Annotated in this window: 13 protein-coding genes; 9 read left to right on the top strand and 4 right to left on the bottom strand. The window is 68.1% G+C overall.

Annotated elements, in window-relative coordinates; genetic code table 11:
- Positions 1-105 precede the first annotated feature (105 nt).
- Positions 106-813, top strand: coding sequence for a GntR family transcriptional regulator (locus D0C15_RS16000; RefSeq protein ID WP_116045987.1), 708 nt, complete (start codon positions 106-108; stop codon positions 811-813).
- Positions 814-885: 72 nt separating this feature from the next.
- Positions 886-2,319: an APC family permease gene (locus D0C15_RS15995; protein WP_116045984.1), complete on the top strand. Its 1,434-nt coding sequence runs from the start codon at positions 886-888 to the stop codon at positions 2,317-2,319.
- A 29-nt stretch (positions 2,320-2,348) separates the two neighbouring features.
- Here the strand turns inward: D0C15_RS15995 and D0C15_RS15990 are convergent, their stop codons facing one another.
- Positions 2,349-2,852, bottom strand: coding sequence for an Lrp/AsnC family transcriptional regulator (locus D0C15_RS15990; RefSeq protein WP_116045981.1), 504 nt, complete (start codon positions 2,850-2,852; stop codon positions 2,349-2,351).
- 143 nt (positions 2,853-2,995) lie between these two features.
- Here D0C15_RS15990 and D0C15_RS15985 point away from each other — a divergent pair, with 143 nt between their 5' ends.
- The 6 genes from D0C15_RS15985 (at position 2,996) to D0C15_RS15960 (ending at position 9,293) form a co-directional block, all read left to right on the top strand.
- On the top strand, positions 2,996-4,153 hold the full coding sequence (locus tag D0C15_RS15985; RefSeq protein WP_116045979.1) for an MFS transporter: 1,158 nt from the start codon (positions 2,996-2,998) through the stop codon (positions 4,151-4,153).
- 33 nt (positions 4,154-4,186) lie between these two features.
- Positions 4,187-4,510: an ArsR/SmtB family transcription factor gene (locus D0C15_RS15980; RefSeq protein ID WP_116045977.1), complete on the top strand. Its 324-nt coding sequence runs from the start codon at positions 4,187-4,189 to the stop codon at positions 4,508-4,510.
- Positions 4,507-5,433, top strand: a complete 927-nt coding sequence (locus D0C15_RS15975; RefSeq protein WP_116045975.1) for an SRPBCC family protein — start codon at positions 4,507-4,509, stop codon at positions 5,431-5,433. The genes D0C15_RS15980 and D0C15_RS15975 overlap by 4 nt, the downstream gene beginning before the upstream one ends.
- A 138-nt stretch (positions 5,434-5,571) precedes the next feature.
- Complete coding sequence (locus D0C15_RS15970; RefSeq protein ID WP_116045973.1) at positions 5,572-6,723, top strand: acyl-CoA dehydrogenase family protein; 1,152 nt, start codon at positions 5,572-5,574, stop codon at positions 6,721-6,723.
- A 1-nt stretch (position 6,724) separates the two neighbouring features.
- The gene (locus D0C15_RS15965; RefSeq protein WP_116045971.1) at positions 6,725-8,779 is read left to right on the top strand and encodes a SpoIIE family protein phosphatase; all 2,055 of its coding nucleotides are present in this window, start codon (positions 6,725-6,727) and stop codon (positions 8,777-8,779) included.
- Between the two features lie 121 nt (positions 8,780-8,900).
- Positions 8,901-9,293, top strand: a complete 393-nt coding sequence (locus tag D0C15_RS15960; RefSeq protein WP_116045969.1) for an STAS domain-containing protein — start codon at positions 8,901-8,903, stop codon at positions 9,291-9,293.
- Between the two features lie 14 nt (positions 9,294-9,307).
- Here the strand turns inward: D0C15_RS15960 and D0C15_RS15955 are convergent, their stop codons facing one another.
- The 3 genes from D0C15_RS15955 to D0C15_RS15945 form a co-directional block, all read right to left on the bottom strand.
- Positions 9,308-10,537, bottom strand: coding sequence for an MFS transporter (locus tag D0C15_RS15955; protein ID WP_211323212.1), 1,230 nt, complete (start codon positions 10,535-10,537; stop codon positions 9,308-9,310).
- Between the two features lie 244 nt (positions 10,538-10,781).
- Positions 10,782-11,015, bottom strand: coding sequence for a hypothetical protein (locus D0C15_RS15950; protein ID WP_116045967.1), 234 nt, complete (start codon positions 11,013-11,015; stop codon positions 10,782-10,784).
- Positions 11,016-11,079: 64 nt separating this feature from the next.
- A complete protein-coding gene (locus D0C15_RS15945) occupies positions 11,080-11,634 on the bottom strand; it encodes a GNAT family N-acetyltransferase (protein WP_116046062.1) in 555 nt (184 codons plus the stop codon).
- Between the two features lie 91 nt (positions 11,635-11,725).
- On the opposite strand from D0C15_RS15945, the gene D0C15_RS15940 reads away from it, so the two are divergent.
- Positions 11,726-12,505, top strand: coding sequence for an alpha/beta fold hydrolase (locus D0C15_RS15940; RefSeq protein WP_116045964.1), 780 nt, complete (start codon positions 11,726-11,728; stop codon positions 12,503-12,505).
- Positions 12,506-12,512 lie beyond the last annotated feature (7 nt).

Below are 12,512 nucleotides of genomic sequence, written 5' to 3'. Positions count from 1 at the left end.
TCCTCCTCGGTCGGATCGCCGGAACCTACAATATTGTTGAACAATCCTGCAAGACCTTCGTAGAACTTCTTGCTAGGCTGAACTGGGCTCGCGAACGGAGGGTGAATGACCGGCACGGATCCATGGATCGAACTTCTCGCCGGTGACCGCTCCCTGCTCGACCGCACGAGTACCGTCGAACGGGTCGCGGACGTGCTACGGCAACGCATCATCGAGGGCGCCCTGCCACCAGGCACCCGGCTCTCCGAGGAGAACGCGGGAAAGGCGCTCGCCGTCTCCCGCAACACGCTGCGCGAGGCATTCCGGCTGCTGGTGCACGAGCGCCTGCTGGTGCACGAGTTCCATCGCGGCGTGTTCGTCCGGGTGCTGTCCGCCGACGACGTCGTGGACCTCTACCGGATCCGCCGAATTCTGGAGACCGGCGCCGTCCGCAACGCGGGCGCGGCCAAGCCGGAGCGGGTCACCGCGCTCGACACCGCCGTGCGCGACGGTGAGCAGGCGGCCGCGGAGTCCCGCTGGCGTGACGTCGGTACCGCGAACATGGTGTTCCACCAGGCGGTGGCCGGGCTGGCGGGCAGCCCTCGCGTGGACGACAGCATGCGTCAGTTGCTCGCCGAACTGCGACTGGCGTTCCATGTCATGTCACGGCCGCAGGAGTTCCACCAGCCCTATCTGGAGCTGAACCGCGAGCTCACCAAACTGATCATCGGCGGCGAACTGGCCGAGGTCGAGCGCCGGCTCAACGAATACTTCGACACCGCTGAGACCCAGTTGATCGAGGCCTACCGCCAGACCATGGAACTCGCCGAATAGGTTCCCGCGAGTCTTGACGTCGCGACGACGGAGACGCAAGCTCTGCTGATCATCTCCACGTGGGGAGGATCGATGGCTGAGCACGGTGACAACAGCGGCCTCGTCCGCGTACTCGGCAGGCTCGACGTGATCGCGATCGCCTTCGGCGCGATGATCGGTTTCGGCTGGATCGTGCTGACCGGGGGTTTCCTGGAGGACGCCGGTAGCGGTGGTGCCGCCCTCGCGTTCGTCCTGGGTGGCATCGTGGTCGGCCTGGTGGGACTCACCTACGCCGAACTGGTCTCGGCGATGCCGAGCGCGGGCGGTGAGCACAACTACACACTGCGGGCACTCGGGTCCCGGCCCGCGTTCGTCACGTCCTGGACCCTCGTGCTCGGGTACGTCTCGGTCGTGGCTTTCGAGGCCGTCGCCCTCCCCCAGACCCTCCTGTACCTGGCACCGGACCTGCCCGCGGGCAAACTGTGGTCCATCGCTGGCTACGACGTCTACGCGACCTGGGCCGCGGTCGGCGTCGTGGGGGCGATCATCGTGACCACCCTGAACTACGTCGGGATACGACCGGCCGCGGTGTTCCAGACGATCGCGGTGCTCTTCCTCCTCGTGGTCGGCGTACTGCTGACGACGGGGGCGGTGATCGGCGGTTCCGGGGAGAACCTGGAGCCATTGTTCTCCGGGGGCGTTTCCGGAGTTCTGCTCGTTCTCGTCGCCACCCCATTCCTGTTCGTCGGGTTCGACGTGATCCCCCAGTCGGCCGGAGAGATCAACCTGCCACCGCGAAGGATCGGCAGGCTGCTCGTGATCTCCGTCGGGCTGGCCGTCGCCTGGTACGTGATGATCATGCTGACCGTCGGTTCGGGTCTCGTTAGCGGGAAACGCACCGAGTCGGAGCTACCCACGGCGGAAGCGATGTCGGCGTTGTGGAACAGCTCCACGATGGGGACCGTGCTCGTCGTCGGTGGTATCGCGGGAATCCTCACCAGTTGGAACGGCTTCCTGCTCGGCGCCAGCAGACTGGTCTACGCGATGGCGTCCTCCGGGATGCTGCCGCGCTGGTTCGCGCGGATCCATCCGAGGTTCGGGACTCCGGCCAATGCCGTCCTGTTCATCGGCGGGCTGTCGATCCTCGCCCCGCTGTTCGGCAGGCAGATGCTGGTCTGGCTCGTCGACGCGGGCAGTCTGAGCATCATCCTGGCCTACCTGATGGTGGCGCTGAGTTTCCTCGTACTGCGTCGTCGTGAGCCGGAGATGGCGCGCCCGTTCCGGTTACGGTACGGCCGGATCGTCGGCACGCTCGCTGTCCTGCTGAGCTTCGGCACCGGCGTGCTCTTCCTGCCTGGTATGCCCGCCGAACTCATCTGGCCCGCCGAGTGGTTCATCGTCGGCGCCTGGTGGCTGGCGGGCGTCGTACTGGTCCTGCGCCTGCCAAGAATCCGCCCTGGCGCGGACGCCGAGCAACGACTGATCCGAGCCACACGCGCGAAAGGTCCCGCCAGGAACACCGGATGACACCGGCCTGCGCCGGGTCGCGGGACCGGCTATCCGGACCAGTTGTTCGGTTTGGTCGCGCCGGCAGCCCGTTCGTCGGCAGCCTCGACCGCGCGCCCTTCGTACTGTGTGGACAACACGATCGAACTGCGCATCTCGCCGTGTTCGCCGAGTCGTTCGAACAGACCCTCGAGATGCTCGAGCGAAGAGGCACGCACCTTGAGCATGGTGCAGTGATCTCCGCTGAGCTTGTGTATCTCGACGACCTCCGGGTAAGCGTCCGGCGATCCGGTTCGCAGCAGGCATTTACTGTGGACACACCGCAGTTCGACGAACGCGAGCAGCGGGCAACCCGCCTTGCCCGCATCGACCTTGGCCGCGTATCCGGTGATCACTCCGTTGTCCTCGAGCCTGCGCACCCGCTCGGCTACGGCGGGAGCGGACAGATTGATCCTGCGGCCGAGCTCTTTCAGTGACAGCCGCCCGTCTGCCTGGAGCTGGGCCAGTAGCTGCCAGTCGACGTTGTCCAGCGCTTTTTCCGATCGAAAGGCCATCTGCCGATTTTCCCTTTCTGTTCGCGGGTCACTTCGCCTGACTTCCTGTCAGAAAGTATTCGCTTCGCTGATCAGCCTGTCTAGCATTCACAGCCGTGACAACCCCGGTCCCCGTTTTGCCGCCCTCGGTCCGCAATCGGTCCATGGCAGCGCTGTTCGTCGGCGTCGCTGTGCTCAACATCGTGCTCGTCGGCGCGAGCACGGCCGGCAGCCTGCTCGCGGCGCACCGGCACGGACCGGGACTGAGCGGGCTCCCGGTCGCCGCGGGCGTACTGGGCACCGCCGCGGGCGCGCTGGTCACCGCGGCGCTGATCGCTCGCCGTGGCAACCGATTCGCATTGTTGACCCTGTACGGAACCGCCGCCGCCGGAGGCCTCGTCGCGTTCACCGGCGCGGTGACGGCGACCCTGGTGCCGCTGCTCGCCGGGATGGTGATGCTCGGCCTCGGTAACGGCGCAGCGCAGATCTCCCGCTACCTCGCCGCCGACCTGTTTCCGATGGAGCGCAAGGCATTCGGGCTCTCCACAATCGTCCTCGCCGGAACATTGGGCGCGGTGATCGGGCCCACGCTGCTCGCCCCCGCATCGGCGCTGGCGGAGTTCGCCGGCCTGCCCGGGCTTTCCGGCCCGATCGGGATCGCGGCGCTGGTGGCTCTTGCCGCCGTGGCGGCAGCCGCGACATTGCCCGCGTCGACGGTGCGACGAACGATCGTGGCACCGGCGGCCTTGTCGTTGCCCGCGATCGCGGGCGCCCTGCGCAAACGGCGTGTGCTCACTCCACTGGTGGCCATGGTCTCCGCCCAGATGTGCATGGTCGCGGTGATGACCATGACGCCGCTGCAACTGCACGAACACGGGCACGGCCTCGGCCACGTCGGTTGGGTGCTCACCGTGCACATGATCGGCATGTTCGCGCTCGCGCCGCTGTCCGGCTGGGCGGCCGACCGCTGGGGCGCTCACGCGACGATCCGCGCGGGCATCACCACTCTCGTCGCGGCCACGGCCATGGCGGTCGCCATGCCCGACGCCTACGCGGTGGGCCTGCCGGTCGCGCTGTTCCTGCTCGGCTACGGCTGGAACCTGGTCTTCGTCGGCGGAAGCAGTGCACTCAGCCGGGACCTGCCCGCCCGCGAACGAACTCGGCTACAGGGCACAGTGGACGCACTCGTCTGGACCGCGTCGGCGGTGGCCAGCCTCGGCGCGGGACAACTGTTCGGCGCAGGCGGATTCGTGCTGGTCGCGGCAACGGCCGGTGTGCTCGCACTACTGCCTCTGCCTCTGCTGCGCTCGGCACCTGCTTGACACCGTATATTCCAGTGTGGCTATATTGCTGTAATGGCAAATACGTTCGAAGTGCTCGCGGAGCCGCGTCGTCGCGAGATCCTCGATCTGCTGCGTACCGGCGAACGGCCAGTGGGATATCTGGTTGATCAGCTGACACTCACTCAGCCAACCGTCTCCAAACACCTCCGGATCCTCCGAGAGGCGGGTCTGGTGGAGGTGCGCCAGGACGCGCAGCGGAGGTGGTACCGGCTGTGCCCCGAACCGCTGGCCGAGATCGACGACTGGCTCGAGCCCTACCGGCAACTGTGGCGGTCGCGGCTCGACGCACTCGAACGCCACCTGGAGACCATGCCCGACGAGGAGGCGACCTCATGAGAACCGCACGACTGGAGACACTCGACGGAAACCCCGTACTCAGGTTCGAACGCCGGCTTGCGCACTCCCCCGAGAAGGTCTGGCGTGCGGTGAGTGACCCGGGCGAAATGGCGCACTGGTTCCCGGCACTGATCGAAGCCGAACCGCACGCCGGTGCCCGTATGCGCTTCTCCTTCCCCGGAGAGGAGGAGGTTTCCGCCGGCGAGGTCCTGGAGTTCGACCCGCCCAAGGTGTACGCGTTCCGCTGGAACACCGACGTGCTGCGGTTCGAGATCCTGCCCGAAGAAAAGGGCTGTGTGCTGGTCTTCACCCACGTGCTCGGCCAGGACGCCGGTTTCACCGCAGGGCGCTCGGCCGCTGGTTGGGACATCTGCCTTGCCGCACTCGCCGATCGGCTGGACGGCAGGGAGGCCGAGCCGGTCGACCACCGGCCGATCATGGCGTTCTACCTGACGAAGTGGAATCTCGCCGGAGCGGAAATGTCCCGATTGGACGATGGATTCCGGATCCGTTGCCGGCTCGACCTGGTGTGGCGCCCGATCGAGCAGGTGTGGTCGACGCTGTGCGCCGGTGAGCACGCGGAACCGGGCCAGACACCGCCGGAGCGGTTCACCGTGGCACCCACACGTCCCGGTTCAGTCTTCGAGGTGAACCCTCCACACGAGCTCGCTTATCGCTGGCCGCATGAAGGCGATTCCGTGGGTGAGGTGCGCTGGCAGCTCGTGCACGACCCGGAACTGGCCACCTATGTCGAGCTCACCCAGACTCTCCCCTCGGCGCGGGCACGGGAGCTGCCCGCGATTCGGGCGGCATGGCAGATCCACCTCGAGCGGTTGTTCGCGACCCTGCTCGGCGTCGAGCAGGAATCAACGACCGAACGCGTCCAGGATCTGCTCCTGCGATACGAGCAGGAGAGCCGGTAGCCCGGCGGGCGGATCGACACGCTGATCCGGCTCGTGCCCGGCCGGCGAAGGTAGGCTTCGCGACCATTGCAAGTTCAACCGGACCGTGCGATCTCGAGTGCGTCGGTGAGGCTGTGAAAGGCGGAGGCGGTGGGGCGCATGGAACTGGGCAAGGCGGTGGGGCTCGCGCGAGAGCTGGCCGACGACGTTCTCGCACCGCGGGCGGCCGCGGTGGACGCCGAGGGACACTGGCCCGAGGAGGGCATCGCCGCGCTGCGCGAGCAACTGGGCGGCCTGGTGGTGCAGGAGCAGTTCGGCGGGATGGGCCACGGCTTGCTGGCGGTGGCCCAGGTGGGCGAGGTGACCGGCCGAGCGTGCGCCTCGACCTCCATCTGTTTCGGCATGCACCTCGTGGCATCCGCCGTACTCGCGGCGAAGGCGAGTGACGAACAGTACGAGAAATACCTCGCCCCCATCGTGGCCGGGCGGCATTTGACCACGCTCGCGGTGTCGGAACCGGGTACCGGCGCGGAGTTCTGGCTGCCCCAGACCCGGATGGAGCGGGCCGGGGCGGACCAGCTCCAGCTCGCGGGAACCAAGAGCTTCGTCACCAACGGAAGCCATGCCGACTCCTATGTGCTCTCCACCGTGGCGGCCGATCCCGGCGTTCCCCCAGGCCAGTTCTCCTGTGTGGTGGTGGACGCCGGCGCTCCCGGACTGGTCTGGGAGCAGCCGTGGCGGGGTTTCGGCATGCGCGGCAACGACTCACGCGGGGTCCAGCTGCGAGACGTGCGGATCCCCGCCTCGCAGATCCTTGGCGAGGAAGGCGACCAGATCTGGTACGTCTTCAACGTTTTCGCACCGTATTTTCTGCTGGCCATGGCGGGCACCTACCTGGGTGTCGCCGCCGCGGCACTGGAAGAGGCGCGCGGGCACCTGCTGCGGCGCAGGTACGCGCACAGCGGCCGGTCGCTGAGCTCACAGGCGCTCGTGCAGCACCGGCTCGGCACGATGTGGGCGCGGGTGGAGCGCACCCGCCGACTGATCTACCACGCGGCCGCGGAAGCCGAGCTCGGTGGCCAGGACGCCATGCTGGGGCTGTGCTCGGCCAAGGCAGAGGTCGCCGAGACGGCCGAGGCGATCGTCAACGACGCATTGTCGTTGACCGGCGGCATCGGCTACGGCCAGGACTCTCCGCTGCACAGGCATCTGCGTGACTCGCGAGCGGCACACGTGATGTCGCCGCTCACCGACGTGCTGCGGATCTGGGCCGGCAGGACACTGCTCGACGAGCCACTCCTCGAGGGATGAGATGACCGCGACGGGACCCCGGGTTTTCCTGGTCGGAGTCATCCCCAGCCTCGAGTCGACGTTGAGGGCCGCCCTCGCTCGCGAAGCCGAGCTGGTCTCGGTCACCGCCGAGGAGGTCCTCGAACACGTCAACAGCTCCGACGCGCGCGGGCCGACGGTCGTCGTGCTCGGCCGGGAACTACCGGCTCCCGTCGGTCTGGTCAACGCGCTGCGACCGGACGCGATCAAACTGGCCGTGATCGTCGTGGCGACGCCGGCCACCGAGGCCAAGCTCAGCACGCTCCCGTTGCTGTTCACCGACAACCACGCGCGCAGGCTGCCCGTCACAGACGTCGGCAAGCTGCCGGGCATGGTCCGCGAACTACTCGCCAATCTCGCCCGTCAGGCTGCCTACACGGATATGCGTGCCGTAGCCCAACGTCAGTTGAGTGACGGCACGACGATCGCGCATCAGGTCGGTGACCAGCTGTTCGGCGAGTTCCTGACCCAGGCTCCTGTGGGTGCCGTGATGCTCGACGACCGCGGTGGCCTTGCCGCCTGGAACCAGCGGGCGGCCCAGCTCCTCGAGCTGACCGAGCCTGGTTCCCTCGGCCTCCCACTGACCGCCTACTTCCCGCCGGAATCCCAGGAGCCCCTGCGTACGCGACTGGCTCGGCCCGAAGCGGACGAACATGCGGACATTTTCGAACGCACGCGGGCAGGGGGTTGTCCACAGGCCCTGCGCCTGGCCCCGCAGCGAGTCTCGGACGGTGCCGGAGACGAGCGAGTGCTGGTGGTCATCGAGGACGTCACGGACCTGTTGCGGGCACAGCGGCACCTGGCCGAACGCACCGCGCACGCACAGCTCAGTGCCGAGGTCGCCGCCGCGATGACAGCTCCCGGCCCGCTTTCGCAGCACCTGCGCCGCTGCGCCGAATCCGTCGCGAACCGGCTGGACGCGGCCCGGGTCCACATCTGGACCGTTCATCCACGCGGGGACACACTCGATCTGGTGGCTGCGGCCGGGCTCGACCAGGACGACACGCCCGCACAGGTCAGATTCGGGGAGACCACGGCCGGCCGAATCGCGACCGAACGCCTCCCCCAGCTGAACAACCCGGCCTCTGGCGAGGCGAACGGCGTCACCCCCGGAGACGGAGGCCTCCTGTTCGCCGGGTACCCGCTGTTGTTCGACGCGGAACTGATGGGTGTGCTGGCGGTGCACACGCACCAGCCGTTCGCCGCGAACACCCTGGCCGTACTGGAGGGCATCGCCGACCAGATCGCCGTGGGCATCCGGCAGGACCGCCTCGTCCACCGGCTGCGGACGACTGCCGACGCACTCCAGCGGCCGTTGCTGCCGCCACACCTGCCGGACATACCCGGATTCGACCTCGCCGCTCGCTATCACCCTTTCGGTACCGGGGAACACATCGGCGGCGACTTCTACGACGCGTTCACCGCTCCCGACGGCAGTCACGTGCTCGTACTGGGAGACGTCTGTGGCAAGGGGGCGGAAGCCGCCGCGGTCACCGGCCTGGTCCGGCACACGCTGTGGGCGGCCGCGCAACACAGCGCCGATCCCGCCTATGTCCTGCCCATGGTCAACCAGGCGCTGCGTCGCGACGGCAGTCCGTTCTGCACGCTCGTCTACGCCCTGCTCGAGCCCGGAGCAGGTCCGGCTCGGGTGCGACTTGCCTGCGCGGGCCACCCGCCTCCGTTGCTGATCGACCGGGAAGCGACATCCCCGCTCGCACTCAGCGGGCCACTGCTCGGGGTGTTCGACACGGTCAACCATCCGGTGACCAAGGTCGAACTAAGACCTGGCGACACCCTCGTCCTCTACACCGACGGGTTCACCGAGGGAGCGGGCTCCTACCGGCAGCGCGAACCGGAGGACCTGGCAGGCATCGCGGCGGGGATACCCGCCCGGTCCTCGCGACCGGCAGCACAGCTCGCGACGGCACTGATGGAGGACGCTCAGCGCTGGTGGGGTGAGCGGCTGCGCGACGACCTGGCGATCCTCACCCTCACCGCGGTGGAGCCGTTGTCAAGTTGTGACGATCGCGCGAGCTGATCTAGAGTCTGAGCTGTTCGGTTCAAACCAGCAGCCGCGCGAAAGCAATGCTGCGCTGCTCGGTGTCGACGTGAACGGCGCAAACGCTTTCCGCGGCAGCTCGCCTACGAGGAGACACCGCATGACTACGAGTTCCTCGCCGTCAGCCCGCAGCGCCGTCTCCGAGGACCTGCTCACCGTGCGCACGCAACAGCGTGACGGCGTCGTCGTGATCCACCTCGACGGTGACGTCGACCTGGTGACTGTCCCGGTCGTGGCGACGGCACTGAACGAGGCGCTGTCCGCCGAACCGAACGTGGTCCTCGTGGACATGTCCGCGGTCGGATTCCTGTGCAGCAAAGGAGTCTCGCTCCTCATCGAGGTCGACGAGCAGGCGCGGGGAGCCGGCAAACGACTGTGCCTGGCTACCACCCAGCGAGCGGTTCTGCGTCCGTTACAACTGCTTGGACTGCAGGAACGCTTCCAGATCCTGCCTTCGGTATCGCACGCGCTGGCCGAGTTGGCCGGCGACTGACACCCGTCGGTCCGCTACCCCGTCGCCGATCCGGAGCGCTCGGGCTCGTGGGACTCCTTCTCGAACCTCGGCGGCCGGATACACAGCGCGGCGATCGCGACAGCGAGCGGAATCGGGACCGCGACCAGCAACGCGGGGGTGTAGCTGCCGGTGGCTTGGTACAGACCGGCGAACAGCAGCGGGCCGAACGCCGTGGAACCGACGCTGACCGAGGTGACCATCCCGCGGATCGCACCGAGGTGCCGGGTGCCGAAGTGACGCGGAAAGGTCGCCGCCTCCAACGCCCGGATACTGCCGCCCGCCGTGCCCAGAAGCAGACCGAACACGATCGCGAGCACACCGGGCAGCACTACTGTGCCGAGTAGCAACGCGGCCAGCAGGCAGGTCATCGAGGCCGCGATGAGCCACTGACTCCGCAGGCGGTCGGCCAGCATGCCGGTGAGCAAGGTGCCAAGGAGGTTGGCGACGGTCTGCGGCAGGAAGTTGGCCGCCGCCTCCACCGTGCTCAGACCGCGGGCTGTGAGCAGGCTGATCTGGTGGAAGTTGATCGCGGTGGACAGCAGTCCGGTCGCGGCGATACCGCCGGTGACCACCCAGAAGAACGGTGTCCGCAGCGCGATCGCTCGGGGGACGCCCCAGATCTCGCGTGGTGGCCTGGTCTGGTTGGCGGCCTTGCCGTCGGGCTGCTGACCGAGGTCGGCGGGCCGGTTGCGCATCGCCAGCAATGCGACCGGCAGTACCAGCACCGCGATGGCGATGCCCTCCGCCAGCCACGTCCGCCGCCAGCCCCAGTCCGAAACCAGGGTCTCCAGCAGCACCGGGGCCAGCGATATCGCCGATGCCCCCACCGCACTGACCAGGCCGACAGCGGTACCGCGGCGGCGATCGAACCACAACGCCACCGCCGTCGTGGCGACCAGGCCGAGCGCGCCCTGCCCGGCCATCCTGATCACGACGAAACCCGCGGTGAGTCCCACGATCGAACTCACCGCGGCCAGCGAGCACAGCGCCGCCGAGAAGACCACGCCGATCCCGGCCATCACCAGCCGAACGCCGAACCGGTCGAGCATTCTGCCCACGAACGGCATCGCCACCGCTCCGGTCAGCGTGCCGATCAGGTAGGCGGTGGAGATGGCGGCCCGGCTGACCCCCAGGTCGGCGATCATCGGGTCGATGAACACCGACACCGCCGCGGTCTGCCCCGGAGCGGTCGCCGCGACCATCAGGGCGGACCAGCCGACCATATGCCAGCCGTAGAAGCCCGAGGGCGACAGCGAACGCGGCCGGAAGCGAGCGAACGTACTCAGGACTACCCCCAGCGGAGTCGGAAGCCGACGACAACGTTGTCAGGACACCAGCGAAGGACGCCCGGCCAGACGATGACCACGGCCGCCCTCACTGGCAACGTAACGTTCACAGGCGGGCACGCTCGGCAAAGTTGAGCAATGCCACACGACGGGCTCGGCCGCGGCCACCGTCCATCAGTCGTCAGGAAACGGCCTTCCGCAGCCGATCGGCGAGCAGCTTCTTCACCTGCCCCGCGCACTGCTGGTCGTCGTCCTGCAGTTTGTGGAACAACTCGGCCGCGTCGTCATCGCCCGCCTGCTTCGCATCGTCGATGTACTGCTGCAGCGTCTCCACCTCCTGCAGGGTGTGGTACAGGACGCTGATGAGGTTGAAGTTCTCGTCGCGGGTGCCGGTGACGCGTTCGGTGGCCGTCATCGGTCCTCCTTCCAGTGGCTCGGACTGCGTGCCACCGACGGGTACCCCGCGATCCGGCGGTTAACTAAACAGAACCAGTGGCCGGTGCGAGAAGCCGCCAGACCAGGATGGTTCCGGTACTGGCCGTACCGCCCGGCAGCTGTGCCGGACTCCTGCCGACCGGAGCGAACCCCAGCCGCCGCGGTACCGCGGCACTGCGTTCGTTGGCCACGTCGTGCACGATCTCGACCCGGTCCGATCCCATCCGGAACGCCTCTGTCGTCAGCAGTCGTGCCGCTCGCGTGGCCCAGCCGCGACCGGTGCGCGGCTTCGCCAACCAGTACCCGATCTCCAGTCCGCCAGGACCGATCCTGGCCATCAGGCCACAGCTGCCCGCGACCTCCTCGCCGGCCCCGAGGATCGCGTACTCGAACGCCTCCCCCGACTCCCACTTCTTCCGGGTCAGCGCGAGGAAGGCCGCGGCTTCGCTCTCGCCGTAGCCGTCGACAGCCCACGGCATCCACGGAGCGAGGTGGTCGAGTGAACCGGAGACCGCCCGCCGCAGCGCTTCGGCGTCCGCCACGCGCCAGCGGCGCAACGTCACCTCGCCGTCCGACAGGATCTCCACAGGGGTCCGCATGCCGCCATGATTCCCACCTGCGTCGCGCGGCGCATCGGCTTTTTCCGGGGTCGGTATCTTGACCAGCGTCGCGCACGGAAGGACCCAGCCAGTGAGCACGATCGACGGACACGTTCGCAGTCCCGACGGCACCCGCTTGGCCTTCCAGCTCCGCGGCGCGGGCCCGGCGATCTTGCTACTGGCCGGACAGGCCAACAACCACACCTGGTGGAACCGTTCGCGCGAGGACTTCCACAACACCCGCGCCACGATCACGATGGACTACCGAGGAACCGGCGCCAGCGACAAACCCGACCGCGCCTACTCCACCCTTGGCTTCGCCGAGGACGCGATCACGGTGCTCGATCATCTCGAGATCGACCGCGCCGACATCTACGGAACCTCGATGGGCGGGCGCGTCGCGCAGTGGATCGCCGCACGTCACCCGCAACGGGTTCGGCGCCTGGTCCTCGGTTGCACCTCACCGGGCGGAACGCTCGGCATCGAGCGCGGCAACGAGGTCCGTAGAGCACTGAACCGCCCCGATTCCGCCGAGACGCTGGCCGACCTGATGTACACCCCGGCATGGCGCGAAACGCACCCCGGCCCCTACACGACACTCGGTGACCCGGATATGCCCGCCCACGCCAGACGGTGGCACCTGCGGGCCAGCAACGAACACGACACCTGCGCTGTCCTGCCCCAGATCGCCGCGCCCACCCTCGTCCTGCACGGTGACCAGGATTTGCTCGCCCCGCCGGGCAACGCCGCCGTCCTCGCCGCGCACATCCCCGGCGCGCGCACGCACATCTTCCCCGGCGCGCGCCACGGCTACTTCGACGAATGCCGGCCTGCCACCAGTGCCGTGGTCTCGGAGTTCCTTGCCCGGTAACCGGTAC

This window comes from Amycolatopsis palatopharyngis (genome assembly GCF_003385185.1).
In the GTDB taxonomy this organism is placed as follows: domain Bacteria; phylum Actinomycetota; class Actinomycetes; order Mycobacteriales; family Pseudonocardiaceae; genus Amycolatopsis; species Amycolatopsis palatopharyngis.
This window is presented reverse-complemented; position numbering and strand designations above follow the sequence as displayed.